Annotated in this window: 20 protein-coding genes; 15 read left to right on the top strand and 5 right to left on the bottom strand. The window is 68.7% G+C overall.

The genetic code is table 11. From position 1 onward, the window contains the following. Positions 1 to 21: 21 nt before the first annotated feature. From ACFCV3_RS24970 to ACFCV3_RS24930, 9 genes are all read left to right on the top strand, one after another. The gene (locus ACFCV3_RS24970) at positions 22 to 2,310 is read left to right on the top strand and encodes a hypothetical protein (RefSeq protein ID WP_376033620.1); all 2,289 of its coding nucleotides are present in this window, start codon (positions 22 to 24) and stop codon (positions 2,308 to 2,310) included. Then, complete coding sequence (gene murJ, locus ACFCV3_RS24965; protein WP_376033618.1) at positions 2,303 to 3,949, top strand: murein biosynthesis integral membrane protein MurJ; 1,647 nt, start codon at positions 2,303 to 2,305, stop codon at positions 3,947 to 3,949. Before ACFCV3_RS24970 ends, murJ begins: the two co-directional genes overlap by 8 nt. 94 nt (positions 3,950 to 4,043) lie before the next feature. Then, positions 4,044 to 5,699 (top strand): protein kinase family protein, encoded by a 1,656-nt coding sequence (locus tag ACFCV3_RS24960; protein ID WP_376033616.1) that lies wholly within the window; start codon positions 4,044 to 4,046, stop codon positions 5,697 to 5,699. Then, complete coding sequence (sigM, locus tag ACFCV3_RS24955; RefSeq protein WP_376033614.1) at positions 5,696 to 6,409, top strand: RNA polymerase sigma factor SigM; 714 nt, start codon at positions 5,696 to 5,698, stop codon at positions 6,407 to 6,409. Before ACFCV3_RS24960 ends, sigM begins: the two co-directional genes overlap by 4 nt. A gap of 142 nt (positions 6,410 to 6,551) precedes the next feature. Beyond that, entirely contained in the window at positions 6,552 to 7,316 is a 765-nt protein-coding gene (locus ACFCV3_RS24950; RefSeq protein ID WP_376033612.1) for a hypothetical protein, read from the top strand. 117 nt (positions 7,317 to 7,433) lie between these two features. Beyond that, positions 7,434 to 8,420 (top strand): thioredoxin-disulfide reductase, encoded by a 987-nt coding sequence (gene trxB / locus ACFCV3_RS24945; protein ID WP_376033610.1) that lies wholly within the window; start codon positions 7,434 to 7,436, stop codon positions 8,418 to 8,420. A 34-nt stretch (positions 8,421 to 8,454) separates the two neighbouring features. Beyond that, positions 8,455 to 8,784 carry a thioredoxin gene (gene trxA, locus ACFCV3_RS24940; protein WP_376033608.1) on the top strand — a complete coding sequence of 110 codons (330 nt, stop codon included), beginning with the start codon at positions 8,455 to 8,457 and terminating at the stop codon, positions 8,782 to 8,784. Positions 8,785 to 8,824: 40 nt separating this feature from the next. Next, on the top strand, positions 8,825 to 9,949 hold the full coding sequence (locus tag ACFCV3_RS24935; protein WP_132409010.1) for an N-acetylmuramoyl-L-alanine amidase: 1,125 nt from the start codon (positions 8,825 to 8,827) through the stop codon (positions 9,947 to 9,949). A gap of 15 nt (positions 9,950 to 9,964) precedes the next feature. Continuing rightward, positions 9,965 to 10,909 carry a DUF6528 family protein gene (locus tag ACFCV3_RS24930; protein ID WP_376033605.1) on the top strand — a complete coding sequence of 315 codons (945 nt, stop codon included), beginning with the start codon at positions 9,965 to 9,967 and terminating at the stop codon, positions 10,907 to 10,909. Positions 10,910 to 10,920: 11 nt separating this feature from the next. On the opposite strand, the gene ACFCV3_RS24925 is transcribed toward ACFCV3_RS24930, so the two are convergent. Continuing rightward, positions 10,921 to 13,071: an MMPL family transporter gene (locus ACFCV3_RS24925; RefSeq protein WP_376033603.1), complete on the bottom strand. Its 2,151-nt coding sequence runs from the start codon at positions 13,069 to 13,071 to the stop codon at positions 10,921 to 10,923. A 77-nt stretch (positions 13,072 to 13,148) separates the two neighbouring features. Between ACFCV3_RS24925 and ACFCV3_RS24920 the strand changes: the two genes are divergently transcribed. After that, a complete protein-coding gene (locus ACFCV3_RS24920; RefSeq protein ID WP_376033601.1) occupies positions 13,149 to 13,475 on the top strand; it encodes a PadR family transcriptional regulator in 327 nt (108 codons plus the stop codon). Here ACFCV3_RS24920 and ACFCV3_RS24915 read toward each other — a convergent pair. The 4 genes from ACFCV3_RS24915 to ACFCV3_RS24900 are packed head-to-tail and all read right to left on the bottom strand — an operon-like array spanning position 13,455 to position 15,409. Next, on the bottom strand, positions 13,455 to 14,096 hold the full coding sequence (locus ACFCV3_RS24915; protein WP_376033599.1) for a permease prefix domain 1-containing protein: 642 nt from the start codon (positions 14,094 to 14,096) through the stop codon (positions 13,455 to 13,457). The genes ACFCV3_RS24920 and ACFCV3_RS24915 overlap by 21 nt on opposite strands. Before the next feature lie 30 nt (positions 14,097 to 14,126). Continuing rightward, a complete protein-coding gene (locus ACFCV3_RS24910) occupies positions 14,127 to 14,513 on the bottom strand; it encodes a DUF2784 domain-containing protein (protein ID WP_376033597.1) in 387 nt (128 codons plus the stop codon). A gap of 1 nt (position 14,514) precedes the next feature. Next, on the bottom strand, positions 14,515 to 15,168 hold the full coding sequence (locus ACFCV3_RS24905; RefSeq protein WP_376033595.1) for a GNAT family N-acetyltransferase: 654 nt from the start codon (positions 15,166 to 15,168) through the stop codon (positions 14,515 to 14,517). Positions 15,169 to 15,220: 52 nt separating this feature from the next. Then, a complete protein-coding gene (locus ACFCV3_RS24900; protein WP_132408994.1) occupies positions 15,221 to 15,409 on the bottom strand; it encodes a hypothetical protein in 189 nt (62 codons plus the stop codon). Positions 15,410 to 15,545: 136 nt separating this feature from the next. On the opposite strand from ACFCV3_RS24900, the gene ACFCV3_RS24895 reads away from it, so the two are divergent. The 5 genes from ACFCV3_RS24895 to ACFCV3_RS24875 all read left to right on the top strand — a co-directional run bounded on the left by ACFCV3_RS24895 (position 15,546) and on the right by ACFCV3_RS24875 (position 19,943). Then, positions 15,546 to 16,856 (top strand): PLP-dependent aminotransferase family protein, encoded by a 1,311-nt coding sequence (locus ACFCV3_RS24895; protein WP_376033592.1) that lies wholly within the window; start codon positions 15,546 to 15,548, stop codon positions 16,854 to 16,856. A 132-nt stretch (positions 16,857 to 16,988) separates the two neighbouring features. Next, positions 16,989 to 17,936, top strand: a complete 948-nt coding sequence (locus ACFCV3_RS24890; protein ID WP_376033590.1) for a D-alanine--D-alanine ligase — start codon at positions 16,989 to 16,991, stop codon at positions 17,934 to 17,936. 1 nt (position 17,937) lies between these two features. After that, the gene (locus tag ACFCV3_RS24885; protein WP_376033588.1) at positions 17,938 to 18,744 is read left to right on the top strand and encodes an SURF1 family protein; all 807 of its coding nucleotides are present in this window, start codon (positions 17,938 to 17,940) and stop codon (positions 18,742 to 18,744) included. Further along, the gene (locus tag ACFCV3_RS24880; protein ID WP_376033586.1) at positions 18,741 to 19,088 is read left to right on the top strand and encodes a DUF3817 domain-containing protein; all 348 of its coding nucleotides are present in this window, start codon (positions 18,741 to 18,743) and stop codon (positions 19,086 to 19,088) included. The genes ACFCV3_RS24885 and ACFCV3_RS24880 overlap by 4 nt, the downstream gene beginning before the upstream one ends. A 42-nt stretch (positions 19,089 to 19,130) precedes the next feature. Beyond that, a complete protein-coding gene (locus tag ACFCV3_RS24875; RefSeq protein WP_376033584.1) occupies positions 19,131 to 19,943 on the top strand; it encodes a class I SAM-dependent methyltransferase in 813 nt (270 codons plus the stop codon). Positions 19,944 to 20,032: the final 89 nt, after the last annotated feature.

The raw sequence follows: 20,032 nt of genomic DNA, 5'->3' as shown, positions 1-20,032 counted from the left end.
GAACTAGGTTACGGTGACGGCGTGTTCAGACGGCGACTGAGGCTCTCCGCGGCAGTGACCGCGAGCCTGCTGATCGTTGCCCCGGCAGCGATTTCGGCCGTCCCGGCGATGGCCGCGGACGACGATCCGACCGTCCAGGTGACGATCGACTCGTTCGGCCCGGTCGTCCCCAAACCCGGCGCTACGGTCACCATCAAAGGCACCGTCACCAACACCAGTACGGCGACCTTCGGCAACGACCCCCAGGTCGTCACCTGCATCGACCGGCGCCCGTTGACCACGGCCGCCGAGATCGCCGCCGTACCGAACGAGCAGAACATTCCGATGAACGACCGGGACAGCTGCTCCGGAATCGGCTCGGATACCACCACGTACCAGGTCCTCGGCGAGAAGCTGGCGCCGAATGCCAAGGTCGCGTTCACGCTGACCGTGCCGTGGAAAGAGTGGCGGATCGACAACCGGACCGGCGTCTACACCGTCGGCGTCCTGTTCCGCGGCACCCCTGAAGACAAGTCCCGGACCACCGCCGGCCGGGCCCGGACCCTGATGCCGGTGATCGGCGCCGTACCGAAGGGCAAGGTCAGCACCGCGCTGGTGATCCCGCTGCAGCACCGCCCGACGTTCCTGGGTGGTGTGTTGTTCGCGGACGACTCGCTGGCGGAGGCGATGAAGCCGGGCGGGTCGCTGCGCCGGGCACTCGACCTCGGCAGGCAGCGCCGCGTCACCTGGCTGGTTGACCCCGCGCTGATCTATGCGGCCAAGATGATGGCGGAGCACCCGTACCGGATCGGCGCGAGCTACAGCCAGTCGGTGCCAAGCACGAACGGAAAGATCGCGCAGTCCTGGCTAGCCGACTTCACCAAGAGCCAGGCCGACGGCAACCAGGTCATCGCGCTGCCGTACGGCGATGTGGACGTGGCCGGCCTGTACGACGCAGGTGGCTCGCTGAAGGAGCTGGTCCGGCAAGCCCGGGCGCAGAGTGAGCAGGCGAACCTCGGCGTATCGGCGCGGACCAACGGGCTCTGGCTGGAGAACGGTGCCGCGGCCAGTCGCTATCTCGCCTTCGCCGCCAGTGGTTTCCGGGGTGCCAACGAGGCCGGCGACCTGAATCTGGTCAACAGCGCCGCCTGGTCCACCGACGCCGCCAAGGTGCTGACCCCGGGGACCTCGGTCTACCAGGTGCTGACTCCCGAGGGTCCGGCCAAGCAGTCCCGGGCAGTCGTGGCCGACTCGGCACTGACTGCCGGTGGGCCGGATGCCGGCTCCGATCGTGATCCGCTCCAGGTCCGGCAGCGGTTCCTCGCCGAGACCGCACTACTCGCCGCCTCGGGCAAGACCGCGGCCACGGCGGTCGTCGTACCGCCGCGAGGTTGGGACGCCGACGGCCGGGCGACCGCGGCCCTGGCCGGCGCGTTCACGCAGCCGTGGCTGACGCCGGTGACCGTCGACGACGTCGTGAAGGCCACCCCGAAGCCGCGCGCGATCGTGGCCCCGAGCGCACCGAAGACGAACGGGACCCTGAGTGGTCCCCAGCTCGAAAAGCTCAAGCAGCTCGAGAAGTCGATCAACACCTACACGAGCCTGTTGTCCGAGCCGGACACTGTCAGCCCGGACATGCCCAGGGGACTGCTGCAGTCCGCCTCGCTCGGCTGGAACGGTCATGCCGACGAGGCCGGCCGGTACGCAGCCGTCGAGCTCGGCTCGGTGAACGGGCAGCTCGGCAAGGTGCACCTGGTCAACTCGAGTCTCGACCAGGGCAAGGGGATCAAGGTCAACCTGGCCGGGAGCAACGGCACCTTCCCACTGACAGTCGCGAACGACCTGAACCACTCGATCCGGGTCGGCGTCGTCGTGCGCTCGGTGAACCGGACCGACCTGCGGGTGCGGGCCGTCGACACCGTGGTCGTCCGAGCAGGTCAGAAGTGGACTCCCCGGATCAACGCCAGCGCCGAGCAGAACGGTGTCATCCAGGCCACGGCGCAGGTCGTCACCGTCGACGGTGACCCGGTCGGTACCGCGCAGCCGATGCTGATCCAGGCGAGCCAGTACGGCAGTGTCGGCTGGATCCTGGTCGGCGCGGCCTGCGCGCTGCTCTTCGGTACGTCGTTCGTCCGGATCTACCGGCGGATCCGCGCCGAGCGCCGCAACCCACCGGCCGCCGATGACGTTGCGGCCGACCCGACCCCCGAGAACGACCCGCTGCACCCGGCGCCGCTGCCGGCCGCCCCCGGAACGCCCGCCACGAACGCGGACGCCGGCCTCCCGGCGGACGCGTCGCTGAAAGAAGGAGTCGGCTCGAAGGATGGCTGACCGCACCCTGCGCTCCGCGGCGGTGATGGCAGCCGGGACTGTGTTGTCCCGCCTGCTCGGATTCGTCCGGCTCGCCCTGCTCGCGGCTGCCATCGGCACCGCGCTGCGGGCCGACATCTTCAACGCTGCCAACACGATCCCGAACAGTCTGTACATCCTGCTGGCCGGTGGTGTGTTCAACACCGTCCTGGTCCCGCAGCTGGTGCGGGCGATCAAGAACCACGACGACGGTGGTCAGGACTTCACCAATCGCATCCTGACGTTCGGCTTCGTCATCCTGGCCGTCGTCACCACTGCGTGTGTGCTGCTGGCCCCGGCGATCGCCGGCCTGTACATGCCGGAGGAGCTGCACGATCCGTCCCGGCTCGCGGAGAAGGCGAACCTGGTCTTCTTCGTCCAGCTCTGCCTGCCACAGATCTTCTTCTACGGCGCGTTCGTGCTGGTCGGCCAGGTGCTGAACGCGCGGCGCCGGTTCGGCCCGATGATGTGGGCGCCGATCGCGAACAACCTCGTCGCCTGCGCGGTCATCGTGACCTTCCTGTTCGTCTACCGGACCGGGGACACACCGGCGACGTTCACGCACGGCGAGCAGTTGCTGATCGGGCTCGGGCACACGGCCGGAATCGCGGTTCAGCTGCTGGTGCTGCTGCCGTATCTCAAGGCGAGCGGGCACACCTACCGGCCGAAGTTCGGGCTGCGCGGGACCGGGCTCAGCCAGACCGCGAAGCTCGGGATCTGGACGATGCTGTTCGTCGCGGTGAACCAGGTGACGCTGGTCGTGGTCACCAAGCTCGCGCTGGCCGGTAGTGCGACCGACGACCTCGGCGCGAAGGCCGGTCTGACGGCGTACCAGACGGCGATGCTGATCATCCTGATGCCGCACGGCATCATCACGGTCTCGCTGGCGACCGCCGCACTGCCGCAGATGTCGGCGCTGGCCGCGGACCGCGATCTCACCGAGGTGGCCCGGCTGTCGGCGCGCTCGATCCGGCAGACGCTGGCGATCGTCGTACCGGCAGCGGCGGCAATGATCGCGTTCGCCTACCCGATCGTCACGATCATCGCCGGCTACGGCTCCGGTAAGAACAACCTGACGCTGATGGCGTACACGCTCGTCACGCTCGCGTTCGGCGTCGTTCCGTACACGATCCAGTACTTCCAGTTGCGCACGTTCTACGCCTTCGAGGACACCCGTACGCCGTTCTTCCTGCAATGCGTGATCGCGGCGACGAACATCGCGGCCGCCTTGGTCGGGGTCCGGGTGCTGCTGGACGAGGAGCACCTCCGGTACTCCGGTGTCATGCTCGGCGGGGCTTTCGCGCTGGCCTACACAGTCGCCGTACTGATCTCCCGGCCGGTGCTGCGCCGGCGCGTGCCGCGGGTGGCAGGGGCCGGAATCGGGCTGCCGCTGCTCGCGATGGTGATCGCGGCCGCGCTCGGCGCGGGTGCGGGGCGGCTGGTGCTGTGGGCGGTCGGGCAGGCCGTGGAGTTCTCCGGTCCCCTCGGCGCGGTGCTCCAGCTGGCCGTCGCCGGGATCGTGCTGCTGCCGGTGTACGCGGGCGTGGCCCGGGTATTAAGGATCCACGAGGTCAACGACGTGGTGTCGATGGTCACATCGAAGCTGCCGGGCCGCCGCTGATCGGAACGCTTGTGCACTCGTGCACCGGTACTGGATCACGATGCCACTACGATGGTGGCTGCCGACCACAGCATCCAGGAGGGCGAGAGACACCGTGTCGAACCAGACCGTCAGTCCTGGTGCACTGCTCGCCGGGCGGTACCGGATCGCCGAGCTACTCGCGGAGATCGACGGTGCACGGGTGTGGCGGGCCGTGGACGAGGTGCTCAGCCGGGCGGTCGTCGTCGATGTCCTCCCGGTCGGCGACCCGCGGACCAACCTGTTGTTCGACGCCGCGCGGCGGGCCGCCGCAGCGGCCGACCCGCGCTTCCTGCGGGTGCTGGACTGCGACATGTTCGAAGGCGTCACGTACTGCGTGCGTGAGTGGGCCGGCGGTCGTCCGCTGGAGCGGATGCTCGCCAGCGGACCACTGACCGGCCAGCAGGCCGGCTGGCTGGCCCGCGAGGTCTCCGAGGCCCTCGAGCACCTGCACCGCACCGGTCACGCGCACGGCTCGATCAGCCCGTCGACGGTCGTCGTCACCGATGCCGGTGCGATCAAGGTCGTCGGCCTGGCGACCGAGGCCGCCCTGCGGTCCGCCGGTCCGGGCTCGCCCGAACAAGACGTCTACGCGCTCGGTGAGCTGCTCTACGCGTCGCTGACCGGCCGCTGGCCAGGCCCGAGCCCGGCCTGGGGTCTGCAGCCGGCGCCGGTGGAGCACGGCCGGCTGATGAGCCCGCGCCAGGTGCGAGCCGGCGTACCGCGTTCGTTGGACGACATCAGCGACCGGCTGCTCGCCGACCCGCCGCGACACCACGCCCCGCCGATCACCAGCGCCGCCGGTCTGTCCGCCGCGCTGTCCGGAGTCGTCGGCAGCTCGCACGAGCCGCCGAACCAGATGGACGAGACCGTCCAGGTCGCCCAGCTGAACGGCAGCATCGACGACGCCACCCAGGTGGTCCCGCAGGCACCTCCGCCCGCGCTCGATCCGACCCCTCCGGCGTACCAGTCGTCCAACGGCCACGCCGAGACCGCGGCGTACGCCGCCGCCGAGGCACGGCCCGCGCGCCGGCAGACCCCACCGCCGTCGAACGGGAACGGCGGCCGCCGCCGCGCCGACGAGCCGAAGCGGAAGGGCTCGTGGGGCGGCCGGATCCTGATCCTGCTCGCCATCCTGGCGCTGCTCTCGGTGGTCGCGATGGCGCAGTTCCTGCTCAAGGGCGCCATGAACAACGACCAGACCGACGACCCCGGGACCGGTGGCCAGCCCACCCAGCCGGCCAGCAGCAAGCCACCGGCCACCGGCACGGCGGCCAAGATCGTCAACGCCAAGGACTTCGACCCCGAGCCTGCCGGCAACGGCTACGAGCACCCCGAGGACGTCAAGAACACCTACGACAACAAGACCAGTACGAACTGGAAGACCATGTCGTACAAGGGCAAGCCGAACTTCGGTGGTCAGAAGCCCGGCGTCGGCATCATCTACGACCTCGGCGCACTGACGCCGGTGTCGAAGGTGGTCGTCACGCTCGAGGGTGACGAGACCAGCCTGGAGATCAGGGTTCCGAAGGGTGACGACAAGTCCAAGTCACCGTCGGCCGTGAACGGCTGGGAGCCGATCGCCACCGAGGCCGACCAGCCCGAGGGTCCGGTGACGCTGACTCCGTCGGCGCCGACCGAGACGCGGTACGTGCTGGTCTGGCTGACCAAGGTGCCCAAGGTCGACGGCGGTTACAAGGGCACGATCTCGGAGGTCTCGATCCAGAAATGACGGCACATCTGGATTCGGGGACCAATCCACCGACACAGCTCCCCCGGATCGGCCTCGACGAACCGGTTCATCCGGCTCCGGTCGGGTACGACCAGCTGGACGACCACGAGCTGCTCCGGCTGCACGTGGCCGGCAACCCGGACACGTTCGGGGTTCTGGTCAAGCGGCACCGGGACCGGATGTGGGCGGTCGCGATCCGGACCCTCGGCGAGCCCGAGGAGGCGGCCGACGCGCTGCAGGAGGCGTTCATCTCGGCGTTCCGCCGGGCCGACTCCTTCCGCGGTGACGCCAAGGTGACCACCTGGCTGCACCGGATCGTGGTGAACGCCTGCCTGGACCGGATCCGCCGGCGGCAGGTCCGCCAGGCCGATCCGCTGCCGGAGGACGAGGACCGCGCGGCCGAGCTGGCCGGACCGGTCGAGGAGGACGCGGCCGAGGTGCGCGAGCGCCGGCTCGACGTCCTGAACGCGCTGAAGCAGATCAACTCCGACCAGCGCAGCGCACTCGTACTGGTCGATATGGAGGGCTACTCGATCGAGGAGGCGGCCGCGATCCTGGGCTGCGCACCGGGGACGGTGAAGTCCCGGTGTGCCCGGGGCCGGGCCCGCCTGCTGCCGTTGCTGCGGCACTGGCAGACCACCCGGGCCGGCCGCGACGACGACTCCGACCTGCCGTCCAAGACTGCCGCCGAAAGTGTGGGAACCGAATGACCGGCCCGGCCGTCGTAGCGGAGTCGCCTGGGGTTCGCCCCGACTCTGGCGGCCCGATTGCCGACGTCTTCGACCGGAGTACTCCACCGATGACCACCACGCGCGCCTTTCGGGGCACGTCCCGTCTGGGGGCGAGTTCACGATGACCGATTCCGGTCTGCCGACCAGCGAACATCTCGAGCACCTCGACACCGACACGATTGCCGACCTGCTCGAGAACCTGCTGCCCGCCACCGAGGCGCACAGCGCTCGTGAGCATGTGAAGGCGTGCCCCGACTGTCAGCTCACCTACGACGCGCTGCTGGAGCTCTCCGAGGATCTCGCCGACGAGGGCCGGGCCGACATCCCGATGCCGGTCGATGTCGCCGAGCACCTCGACGCGGTGATCCGGGCCGAGGCCGTGATGCGGGCGTCGACCGTCGGCGTGCACTCGCTGGCGCAGATCCGCGAGGAGCCGCACCGGCACATGCCGAAGCTGTTCGGCGCGGCCGCGGCCGTCGTCCTGATCGCGGCGATCGGTGTCGGCGTCGTGATGGCAACCAAGGACCGCGCCGGCGAGAACGCGGCGAACACGAACCCGACAGCAATCCAGCCCACCGGCGTGGTCTCGCTGAGTACGGCGCAGATCGCGCCCCAGGTGCAGAAGTGGCTCGAGAGCAGCAGCACACCCCTCCTCAATGGGAGTGCCGCCGAGCTCACGTGTGCCCGGAACTTCGCCTCCGCCCGCCCGAACCCGCAGGTCCGGCTCGTGCAGCCGGCCAAGGTCGACGGCACCCGCGCGACGGTGATCGGCCTGCAGGGTGGTTCTCCTCGTGACATCGAGGTCTACGTGCTGACCGGCTGTGACGGTGGCGGCTCCGCCGGTACGTCGATCTACGACACCACGGTGACTCTCCGAAACCGCTGATCACCCCTGGTGGGCCCATCACGCGTCACGGCCGGGTAATCGGTACCGTGGGAATGGTCGGCCTCACGGATCCGTTGAGTACGACGTACCCGTCTCAACGATTCGAGGAACGCCTGCATGAGCGACTCTGTAGTTCGCAACGTCATCATCGTCGGCTCCGGCCCGGCCGGTTACACCGCCGCCGTGTACGCCGCACGTGCGCAGCTGGAGCCGCTGGTGTTCGAGGGGTCCGTCACCGCCGGCGGTGCGCTGATGACCACGACCGAGGTGGAGAACTTCCCCGGTTTCGCGCAGGGCATCATGGGCCCGGCGCTGATGGACGAGATGCGCACCCAGGCGGAGCGCTTCGGCGCCGAGCTGGTCGCCGACGACATCGTCGCGATGGACCTGACCGGTGAGATCAAGTCGGTCACCGACTCGGCCGGCACCGTCCACCAGGCGCGTTCGGTGATCCTCGCGATGGGTTCGGGCTACCGCAAGCTGGGCATCGAGAACGAGGACCGGATGTCGGGCCACGGCGTCTCGTGGTGTGCGACCTGTGACGGCTTCTTCTTCCGGCAGCAGGAGATCGCGGTCGTCGGTGGTGGTGACTCCGCCATCGAGGAGGCGACCTTCCTGACCCGGTTCGCGTCGAAGGTGACGCTGGTGCACCGTCGCGGTGAGCTGCGCGCCTCGAAGATCATGGCCGAGCGGGCCTTCGCGAACGACAAGATCGACTTCGCGTGGAACTCCGAGGTTGCCGAGATCCAGGGCGACGAGAAGCTGACGGGCGTCGTACTGCGCGACACGGTGACGGGCGAGACCCGCGAACTGCCGGTCACCGGTTTGTTCATCGCGATCGGTCACGACCCGCGGTCGGAGCTGATCCACGGGCAGATTCGTTTGGACGAGGAAGGGTACGTGCTCACCCGCGAGGGCAGCACGGAGACCAACCAGCCGGGCGTGTTCGCAGCCGGTGACCTGGTCGACCACACCTACCGGCAGGCGATCACCGCGGCCGGCAGCGGCTGTGCCGCGGCCCTGGACGCGGAGCGCTTCCTGGCCAGCATGGAGTTCGAGCACACCGTGGCAGCTGCGGCCGCCACCGAGTCCGTCACCGTCTGAACCTCACATAACCACCCTTGAAGGAGATATCGCCGTGGGCGAGAAGATGAACGCCGTCACCGACGCCGAGTTCGACGAGACCGTGCTGAAGAGCGACAAGCCGGTCCTGGTCGACTTCTGGGCCGAGTGGTGCGGTCCGTGCCGCCAGGTCTCGCCGATCCTGGAGGAGCTGAACCAGGCCCACGGGGACAAGCTGACCTTCCTGAAGATGAACGTCGACGAGAACCCGGTCACCCCGAGCAACTACCGTGTTACCGGTATCCCTACCATCAACGTCTACGTGAACGGTGAGCTCGCGAAGTCCATCGTCGGCGCCAAGCCGAAGGCGGCACTGCTGAAGGAGCTCGCCGACTTCACGGCGTGATGTCAGGTAGGACACCGTCCGCCACGGCTAGGAGTGATTTATGGCAGGCCCGCACGGCGTGTACCGGATCGGCGACAGCGGTGAGGCGGTGGCCGAGATCATCGGCAAGCTTCAGCGACTGGGGCTGCTGACCGGCGGTCATGACGTCTACGACGAAGCGACCGCACACGCCGTCCGGGGCTTCCAGCAGCAACGCGGGCTGATGATCGACGGCATCGTCGGCCCGCAGACCTACCGCGCGATCGACGACGCACGCTGGCGGCTGGGTGACCGGCTGCTGACGTTCGTCGTCTCGCATCCGCTGACCGGGGACGACGTACTCGCGCTGCAGGCCAAGCTGCAGGAGCTCGGGTTCGCCGTCGCCCGGATCGACGGCATCTTCGGACCGGACACCCAGCGCGCGGTGACCGAGTTCCAGCGCAACATGGGCCTGCCCGCGGACGGCACCTGCGGCCCGTCGACGTTCAAGGCACTGCAGCGGATCAAGCCGATGGCAACCGGCGGCCGCCCGGACGCTCTGCGCGCATCGGAGGCCGTCCGGGCCGCCGGTCCGCGGCTCTCCGGCAAGACCGTGGTGATCGACCCGGGCCACGGCGGTTTCGACTACGGCTGGGAGGGCTACGGGCTGCGCGAGTCCGACATCGCCTACGACCTGGCCGCGCGAATCGAAGGCCGGCTCGGAGCAACCGGCGTACGGGCGTATCTGTCCCGCGGCCGCGATCAAGGGCCTGACGAGCTGGCCCGGGCCGCCTTCGCGAACGAGACCGACGCGAACCTGTGCGTCTCGCTGCACACCGACGGCTCCGCGAACCCCGACGCACAGGGCGTAGCGACGTACTTCTACGGCAACGACCTGCACGGCGCCTCGTCCAGCGTCGGCGAGCAGTTCGCCGGCCTCGTCCAGCGCGAGATCGTCGCCCGCACCGACCTCCTCAACTGCCGCACCCACGCCAAGACCTGGGACCTCCTCCGCCGGACCAAGATGCCCGCCGTCCGCCTGGAGATCGGCTACGTCACCAACCCCCACGACTCCGCCCGCCTCGCCGACGCCGCCTTCCGCGACGTCATCGCCGAGGCCATCGTCGTCGCCATCCAGCGCGTCTACCTCCCCCCGGAGCAAGACGCCGCCACCGGCATGCTCCGCTTCGGCCAACTAACCGTCTGACGCCGGGCGGCTGCCATGCTCCGCCTGCTCGGCAGTATCTGTGTCCTCGCTGCACTGCTCACCCCGGCGCCTCCTGCGCAGGCGGCCGAGGCCGGTCGTCTGGTGGCGGTGACCGACCAGGACTACGACTCCCCGTCGGCCGCGCGGATCCGATTGATGGATCCGACCGTGGCGAACTGGGGTACGGCGACCGCGCAGAAGTGGACGTGGTCACCGACGAGCGCCAACGGCTTCTCCGGCCTGACCGGTGCCTGGGGACTGCCGACGGACGTGAAGCTGCGGATGAAGGCTGATGCCTACGTGGCTGTGGTATCGGATTCGCGTGGGCTCGCTGCGCTGATCGGCTATCCGAGCGGCCAGCGGCTGTGGGCGGTCAACGTCGGATCGGCGAACAACCCGCACAGCGTCGAGCTGCTGCCGGACGGGAACGTGGCCGTTGCCGCCAGCAACGGTGGTTTCATCCGCGTCTACACGGCCTCGCAGGGATCAGCGTCCGCGAGTTACGCCAGCTATCCGCTGCCCGACGCGCACGGTGTGCAGTGGGATCCGGCGCGGCAGGTGCTGTGGGTGCTGGGTGGCAGCAAGCTGGCCGCGCTCAAGATCACCGGTACGCCGGCCGCTCCCCAGCTGACCGAAGTGTCGTCGGTCCCCGGGCTGACCGCCGGTGGCCACGATCTCGCTCCGGTGCTGGAGGACCACGACCGGCTCTGGGTCTCGACCGGCTCGAAGGTCTACCAGGTGAGCAAGTCGGCCGCGGCCATCGTGGCGACGTTCGACCAGGCGGGGATCAAGAGCGTCAGCAGTATGCCGAACGCCCAGCAGGTCCGGACCAGCCCGAAGGCCGGGTGCCGGACCAGCTGGTGCACCGACACGGTCAACTTCGCCGTACCGGCGGCGACCCGGACGATTCCGGGAGCGGAAATCTACAAGGCCCGTGTGTGGAGCTCCAGGTACGAGTAGACCGGGGCGGTCTACTTCGCCGGGTACTCCTTCTCGAGGGCGATCGTGGGGAGCGCCCGGTCGAGGACGCGTGGCAGCCACCAGGCGCGGTTGCCGAACAGGCGCATGATCGCGGGCACGAGGACGCAGCGGATCAGGACGGCGTCGAGCAGTACGGCGGTCGCCAGGCCGAGGCCGAACTGCTTCAGCATCCGGTCCGGGCTGAGCAGGAAGGCGCCGAACACCACGATCATGATCGCGGCCGCCGCGGTGATCACGCTGCCGGTGTTGGCCAGCCCTTCCCGGACGGCTTCGCCCGCGTCCTTGGTACGGCGCCATTCCTCGTGGATCCGGGAGACCAGGAAGACCTCGTAGTCCATCGACAACCCGAAGACGATCGCGAAGATCATCACCGGCACGAACGCCTCGATCGGGCCGGGCTGCGCACCGAGCCAGCCCTGCTGGAAGACCAGCGTGATGACACCGAGCGATGCGCCGATGCTGAGCAGGTTGAGCACTGCCGCTTTGAGCGGGATCAGGATCGACCGGAACACCGCCATCAGCAGCAGGGCTGACAATCCGACCACGACCAGCACGAAGATCGGCAGCCGTTTACTGACCGCTGAGGAGAAGTCGTCGGCCGCCGCGGTCGCACCGCCGACCAGATAGTTCGCCCTCGTTTGCGCCTCGAGTGCCGGGAGCGTGTCGTCCCGCAGCCGCTGCACCAGCTCGCTGGTCGCCGCGTCCTGAGGTGCCGACTTCGGGAACGCCAGTACGGTCGCGATCTTCCCGTCGGGAGATGGTTGCGGCGGTGTCACGGCCGCGATGTTCGGATCCTGCTGCAGCGTCTGTCCAAGCGCCCTCGCCGCGGCCTCGTCACCTTCCGACACGACCACGAGTGGGCCGTTGAATCCAGGACCGAACCCCTGCGCGAGCAGGTCGTACGCCTTCCGGCTGGTCTTGGCCGGATCGTCGGTGCCCGCGTCCGCGAACCCGAGCCGCATGTCCAGCGCGGGCAACGACAGCGCGACCAGCGCGACCGTCCCGAGCACCAGCGGCACCCACGGCCCCCGCTGCACGAATGCCGCAAGCTTGCGCCAGCCGTCGCCCGGCGCGCGACGCTTCTTCGCAGCGTGCTTGCGGACACTCTTCTCGATCCGCTTGCCGAACAGCGTGAGCAGCGCAGGCAGCAGACTCACTGCGGCCAGCATCGTCACCAGCACGGTCAGGGTGACACCGAGAGCGACACCTTGCAGCGCACCGAGTCCGAGGGCCAGCAAACCGAGGAGGGCGATCACCACAGTGCAACCGGCGAACATCACCGAGCGGCCCGCGGTGTCGAGGGCAACCATCGAGGCCGTCGTACGGTCGGTGCCGTCCTTCAGCAACTCGTGGCGATACCGCGAGAAGATCAGCAACGCGTAGTCGATGCCGACACCGAGACCGACCAGCATCATCACCGGCGCGGTGTAGTCGGGCACGGTGATCAGGTGCGACGCCAGGATCAGCAGGCCGAGCGTGCCGCCGACAGCGAACACGGCGGTCAGCAGCGGAAGTGTTGCCGCGAGCAACGATCCGAACAGGAACACCAGGATCACCAGCGCGGCCAGGATGCCGGCGCCCTCGGCCGCACCGCCTTCACTCTCGGCCGCCGAGCGGGCCAGGTCGCCGCCGACCTCGATCTGCACCCCAGGCTGGGCGAACTCCTGCGCCTTGTGGATGATCGCGCGGACGTCCTCGACCTCCATGTCCTCGGTGGCGGCATCCAGCCCGACAGTGGAGTACGCCGTACGCCCGTCCGGCGCGAGTGATCCCGGGGCGGTGAAGGGGTCGGCCACGGAGGCCACGTGCGGGAGGTTGCCGACGTCGGCCAGCATCGAGGCGATCCGCTGCTTGTGTGCCTGCAGACCGCCGTCGGCGTGGACGACGATCTGGACCGACGCGGTGTCACCCTGCGGTTGATGCTCGCGGAAGATGTCGGTCACCCGCTGGGAGTCGGTCCCGGGGAGCGAGTTGTCGTTGCGGTAGTTGTCGCCGATCAGGCTCGAGGTCGCGGTGACGGCGATCAGAGCGGCCACCCAGAGCAGTACGGCGAGACCGGCGTGCCGCATCGACCAGCCGGACACCCGGTGCAGCAGCCCCTCCTTCGCGGGCGGTCGTCGTACTGGAGTGTCCACGGTCATGGCTCACGACTCCTTGATAAGTAGATGTGCTACATGTTGTCTCTCGACATTAACAGGAGTATGAGTAGACTGGCTACGTGAAGGCGGACGCACTGCGCGGGCATCTGGACCCGATGATCCTGGCCGTGGTCGAGGACGAGCCCCTGCACGGCTACGCGATCATGGAGGCGCTGCTGGAGCGCAGCGGCGGCGAGCTGGATCTGCCCACCGGGACGCTCTATCCGGCGCTGCGGCGACTCGAGCGGGCCGGTTACCTGGCCAGCGAGTGGAGCACGGTGAGCGGGCGGAAACGCCGTACCTATCAGCTCACCAGCGCGGGCGAGAAGATGCTTGCCTCAGGCAAGCAGGAGTGGCTGACCTTCCGCGCCGTGATGGAAGGAGTACTACGCCCGGGCCAGGCGTAGGGCCCGGCCGGCCTGCAGGCCGACAACGACGAGCGGCAGTACGACGAAACCGGAGACGACCGCGTAGTCGAGCAGGGCGACCTGGGCGCTGCTGGCCGCCATCACGACCCCGATCGCGCTGATCACGACTGAGGTCGCAATCGCGAAGAGCGAGGTCGCGCGGCTCACATGCTCCCGGACGATCGGGTAACGCATACCGGCACCGGCGGCGATGACCGCCAGGACCGCACCGGCGATGGTGACCATGCCGATGCCGCGGACCATGGTCTGCAGGAAGTCGTTCAGCGCGCTCTCCTGGACCGCGTCCTGGTTCCAGCTCCAGGCGCCTTCCTGCCAGACGATCGGCTGCACGATCAGCACCAGGAACAGCAGCGTCGCGGTCCGCCGGCTCTGGCTGACCGCCAACTCGGCGCGATAGCCGGGCACGACTTCGTGGAGGCTGCCGAAGTCGGCGACCGCCGCACGCTCGGCGCTGTCCCGGTCGAGGCCGTCGGCCTCGAAGGCTTCGGTGGCGTCGATCAGGTGGTCGCGCGCTTCGGCCAGCAGGTCGGCGCGCTTGCGGCGCGGACCGGGCAAGGCCTTGGTCAGACCCACCATGTAGTCATCGACAGACGTGGACACGTTCCTCATTGTCCGTCAGCCGACGGATTTTCACGTCGGGGATTTCACTGAACCGACCCTCGATCGCCGCCGGCTGCGCAGGACGAAGAAGCCGACGTACGAGATGACGATGAGCGCGAAGCCGACCTTCTCCGCGATCGGCGTGGAACCCTCGGGCCAGATCGTGCCGTCGAGGTAGTGGTTGATGTAGCCGCCGGCGTACACGTCCTCGCCGCCGCGGCGGAGGAAGTACTTCTCGGCGCCGGTCAGCGGACAGTCGTAGTCGATCAGCACGATCGCCAGACTCCAGACCGCGATCGCCAGATGCGCCCAGATCACCTTCGGCCATCGCCAGGCGAGGAAGCCGCCGAGCACGAAGAACAGCAGGAACGCCGCATGCAGGACGAACATGACCTCGGCCAGGAGCCGCCACTGCATGTCAGGGTGTCCGAACCGGCGGCGTGGACTCCCGAACCGTCACCGGCGGTGCCGCGGGCTCAGGCCGGATCGCGCCCATCAGACGCTCGACCGCTGCCTCCATCTCACTGCGCCAGGTGATCGCGGACCGCAGATCCAGCCGAAGTCTCGGATTCCGCGGGTGGTCACGGACCACAGCGAAGCCGACGGCACGGAGGAAGTCGGTCGGCCAGACACAGCCAGGCCCCTGCCACCGCGAGTCGCCGAACGCCTCGACCGCCCGGAACCCGCGCTTCAGCACGTCCTTCGCGACCGCCTGGACGAGCACCTTGCCGAGCCCGAGCCCCAGGTACCGCGGCAGGATCCGGCCGGTCGCCAGTACGACGGCGTCCGGGCTGACCGGCGCGGTCGGGAACGCCTGGACCCGCGGCAGGTACGTCGCCGGCGCGTAGACCGCATAGCCGGCGAGCTCGTCGTCGACGTACAGCACCACCCCGGCCGGTCCCCAGTCGAGCAGGAGCTGGGACAGCCACGCTTCCTTCTCCAGCGCGGTGTCGCCGTTGCGGCCGGCCTGCCGGGCGGCCACTGGGTCGAGCTCCCAGAACACACAGTCACGGCATGGCGCGGGCAGCTCGCCGAGAGTGGCGAGGGTCAGCGGTTCCAGCCGGCGGGTCATCAGGTCACCGGATTGCGGACTGTTACGTTCGTCACGTTGCGTGCCCGTCGCCTTAGCGGGTGGCCTCGGCCGGAGCGGGGGCCGGTGGCCGCACGTCCGGGGTCTCTGCCGCCCGGGGGGCGACGTAGCGTTGCTGCACCTTCGCGGCTGGTTGCCGCCGGAAGAGCTCACCGGCGAATCCGGCCAGCACACCCAGTAGCAGCCCGCCGAGTGTCCAGCCGGCTGCCTTACCCACAGTCATACTCGTCCACCTTCCGCCGTACTGCCCCTATAAGGCATGGTAGTGAGAGGTCGCGCCGTTCCACAGCCCAGGCGCGTTCGGGCTATCGGGGTTAGCCTGGTGACCTTCCCCTCGTAGACCTTTGTGGAGTGGCTCCGTGAGCGCTGACGTGCCCGATGTCCGGCAGACCCGTCTCGACAACTATGTCGACCGGTATGCAGCACGGACCAAGGGCATGACCGCATCGGAGATCCGCGCACTGTTCTCGGTCGCCAGCCGGCCCGAGGTGGTCTCACTGGCCGGCGGGATGCCGAACATCGCCGGCCTGCCGCTCGACGTGGTCGGCAGCGCGCTCCGCGACCTGGTGATCGACAACGGCGCGGTCGCGATGCAGTACGGGTCCGGCCAGGGCGATCCCGGCCTGCGGGACCAGATCTGTGACGTGATGCGGCTGGAGGGGATCGAGGCCCACCCCGACGACGTCTGCGTGACGGTGGGCAGCCAGCAGGCCGTCGATCTGGTGACGCGGGTGTTCTGCGATCCGGGTGACGTGGTGATCTGCGAAGCGCCGTCGTACGTGGGTGCGCTCGGGGTCTTCCGGGCGTATCAGTGCGAGGTCGTGCATGTCGCGATGGACGACAACGGCGTCGTACCGGAGGCGCTGGAGCAGGCGATCGCGACGGTCCGCGCGGCCGGCAAGAAGATCAAGTTCTTCTACACGATTCCGAACTTCCACAACCCGGCCGGGGTATCGCTGTCCGACGAGCGGCGGGCGCGGGTGCTGGAGATCTGCCAGCGAGCCAACCTGCTGATCCTCGAGGACAACCCGTACGGTCTGCTCGGCTTCGACGGTGAGCCGCAGCGTGCGTTGCGCGCCGAGGACCGCGAGGGCGTCATCTACCTCGGTTCGTTCTCCAAGACCTTCGCGCCGGGTTTCCGGGTCGGGTGGGTGGTCGCACCGCATGCGGTGCGGGAGAAGCTCGTGCTGGCTCAGGAATCGGCCACCCTGTGTCCGCCGGTGTTCAGTCAGCTGGCCATCTCGTCGTACCTCGGCAGGCACGACTGGCTCGGCCAGGTGAAGCAGTTCCGGGAGATGTACCGCGAGCGCCGGGACGCGATGCTCGCGGCCCTGACCGAGAAGATGCCTGCGGCAACGACCTGGACGAAGCCCGGTGGTGGCTTCTACGTCTGGCTGACGTTGCCGGAGGGTCTGGACGCCAAGGCGATGCTGCCGCGAGCGGTGACGGCGCGGGTCGCGTACGTGCCCGGGACGGCCTTCTTCTCCGACGGTTTCGGCTCCCAGTGCATGCGTCTGTCGTACTGTCATCCGACGCCGGAGCGGATCACCGAGGGCGTGTCGCGGCTGGCCGCGGTGATCAACGAGGAGCTGGAGCTGCGGCAGACGTTCGGACCGCTGCAGCCAGGTGCGAGCCACGGCTACGAGGCGCCGGGGCCGGAGCTCAGTTAGCCCTTCCGGGCAAAGGTTTCGCTATGGATCTCCGGGCGACGGGAGATCGTTGATTCGCTAGCGGTACCGTCTCAGTGGGCCTCGGGACCGGCGCCCGCCGGATGTCGCCTTCTAGTGATCGGGAAATGTGTGATGAGTGATCTGGGTCGAGTGCTGGTACTGGCCGGCGGACTGTCGCATGAGCGGGATGTCTCGCTGCGATCGGGCCGCCGGGTCGCCGAAGCCCTGCGCAGCGTAGGGGTCGAGGTCGAGCAGCGGGATGTCGACTCGAGCCTGGTCGACCGCCTGCGCGAAGACACACCGGATGCGATCTTCCCCGTCCTGCACGGCGTGACCGGCGAGGACGGCGCCCTGCGCCAGGTCCTCGACCTGTACGGCGTTCCGTACGTGGGCGCCGACGCCGCCGCGTGCCGGACGGCGTTCGACAAGCCGGTCGCCGCGACCATGGTCGGCAAGGCCGGGCTGTACACGCCGGAGTCCGTCGTCCTCGGGCACGACACGTTCCGCGAGTTGGGCGCCACCGCGCTGATGGAGGCGGTCGTCCACCAGATCGGTCTGCCGCTTGTCGTGAAGCCGGCCCGCGGCGGCTCCGCCCTCGGTGCGTCGATCGTGCGCTCCGCCGAGGAGCTGCCATCGGCGATGGTGAACTGCTACGCCTACGGACCGGTCGCGCTGATCGAGCGGTACATCGACGGTATCGAGGTCGCGGTCACGGTGGTCGACGTGGGCGACGGACCGCGTGCACTGCCGGCGGTCGAGATCGTCCCGGACTCGGGGTTCTACGACTACGAGGCGCGGTACACGGCGGGTGCGACGGAGTTCGTCGTACCGGCTCGGTTGGCTCCCGACGTTGCCGGCGCGTGCGCTGCTGCGGCGGTGACAGCCCATGTGGCACTCGGACTGCGGGACTTGTCGCGGTCCGACCTCGTGGTCGATGCGGACGGCGTGCCGTGGTTCCTGGAGGTCAATGTGGCACCGGGGATGACGGAGACGTCGCTGGTCCCGCTCGCCGCTGAGGCCGCTGGGATCGAGCTCGGTGTGCTGTGCCGCGACCTGTTGGCTGCGGCCGCGGCTCGTTGAGATGACTCCGGATCGGCCTCTGTGGCGTACGGCGCTGGCACCGCGCTGGACGGCGTTGCTGCTGCTCGCCCTCGCGATCGCCGGGGTGATGTCTGTCCTCGGTGTATGGCAGCTCGACGTGTACCGGTCGAAGACCGCGGAGGCCACGGCGAAGCAGGCGCTGGCTGCACCGATTCCTTTGCAGTCGCTGTTCTCCGTTGACGAAGGGCTGCCGGCGAAGGCTGTCGGGCGGCGCGTGACGGTCGCCGGTACCTGGGGTCCCGCTGCCGACCAGGTCTTCATCACCGACCGGCGGAACGGTTCGCAGGACGGCTTCTGGGTGGTCAGCCCGGTGATGCTGGACAGCGGTGCAGTGATGGTCGTTCGCGGTTGGGTGGCGTCGGTGGATGATCCCGCCGCCACGGCGCCGACCGGGCCGGTGCAGCTGTCCGGTTCGGTGGTGGCCTCTGAAGCCGCCGACTCATCCGGTGATGCGACGCGCGGGCGGGTGCTTTCCTCGCTACGGATCCCCACGCTCGTGCACATGGTCACGTACCGGCTGTACGACGCCTTCGTCGTACAGACCGCACTGGATGCTGGGACTGTCCCTTCGCCGGCGCCGGCTGCGGTCACACCGCCTGCTCCCCCGACGGATCACGCCGGTCTGCGCAATGTCGCGTATGCCTTCCAGTGGTGGATCTTCGCCGCGTTCACGCTGTGGATGTGGGGCCGGATGGTCCTCGACGCGCATCGAGGTTCGCCCGATGAGCTTTCCGACCAGGACCAGGAGACCGAGCCGGTGGGGTCGAGCGGTACCGTTTCAGCGTGACTTCACCTGCAGACCCCGCCACCGCCAGCTCGCAGCTCACCCCCGCCGTCCGCGGCGCGCTGACCCGCTACCGGGTGATCGCCTACATCGTCGGCGTGATGCTGCTCCTGCTGCTGTTCGTCGCGATGCCGCTGAAGTACCTGGCCGACAACCCGGGTGCCATGAACGTCATCGGCCCGCTGCACGGCTTCCTCTTCGTGGTCTACCTGCTCGCCACCTTCGACCTCTTCCGCCGGGTCCGCTGGACACTCCCGCGCCTGGTCCTGATGGCCGTCGCCGGCACGATCCCCTTCCTCAGCTTCTACGCCGAGCGCCGGACCACGCACGAGCTCCTCGGCCGCTAAACCCATTGGGGGGTTGCCGCTGACGGGTTTAGCGTCAGCGGCGTGACTACCCCCACCGCCTCCCTGCACGACATCACCGCGGCCAATCGGGTCAGCTGGAACGCGATTCACGACGCCCGCCCCGGCCAACCGGCCGCCTTCTTCGCCGCCGGTGGCTCGGCCCTGAGTGCCGAAGAGATCGCGGCCGCCGGTGACGTGAGTGGTCATCGAGTGCTTCAACTCGCCTGCTCCTGCGGAGACGAGGCCCTGTCCTGGGCCACGCTCGGCGCCTCGGTCACCGGCATCGACATCTCCGAGGTCGCCATCGACCTCGCCCGCGCGAAGTCCACCGAGTCCCGCATCCCGGTCGACTTCCGCCGAGCCGACATGTTCGACCTCCCGGCGGACCTGACCGACCTCGACCTGATCTACCTCAGCTGGGGCGCGATCTGCTGGGTCCCCGACCTCACCACCTGGGCCACCGTAATCGCCGACCGACTCCGCCCCGGCGGATCACTCCTGCTCGCGGACCACCACCCAATCTGGGAAGTCCTAGCCGTGACCGGCCCCGACACCCTGACCGTCACCACCGACTACTTCGGCCGCAGCACTCCACGCGCCACCATCAACAACGCCAAACTCCCCGTCGGCGCCCGCGACACCGCAACCCCACCACCCTTCACAGCCTTCGTCTGGCCGCCCTCCGACATCATCACCGCCCTCCTCGCCGCCGGCCTACAACTCACCCACTTCACCGAGTCCCCCATCCCCGACATGTACCCCGGCCTAGGCGCACCCGCCCACCTCCCAGCGACCTACCTCATCCGCGCAACCCGAAATGTTTCACGTGGAACCACGCCGCGTATCACCAAGTAACTTTGTCGACATATCGACCACTGGCGCCAGATGCCGATATTCCTCTGGGAGCACGATTCTCAGAGCTCAACCAGATCCCCCACCAGAAA

It is taken from the genome of Kribbella sp. NPDC056345 (assembly GCF_042262745.1).
GTDB lineage: Bacteria > Actinomycetota > Actinomycetes > Propionibacteriales > Kribbellaceae > Kribbella.
Note: the sequence above shows the minus strand (reverse complement) of the source record. Positions and strands in the feature narration are given on the sequence as shown.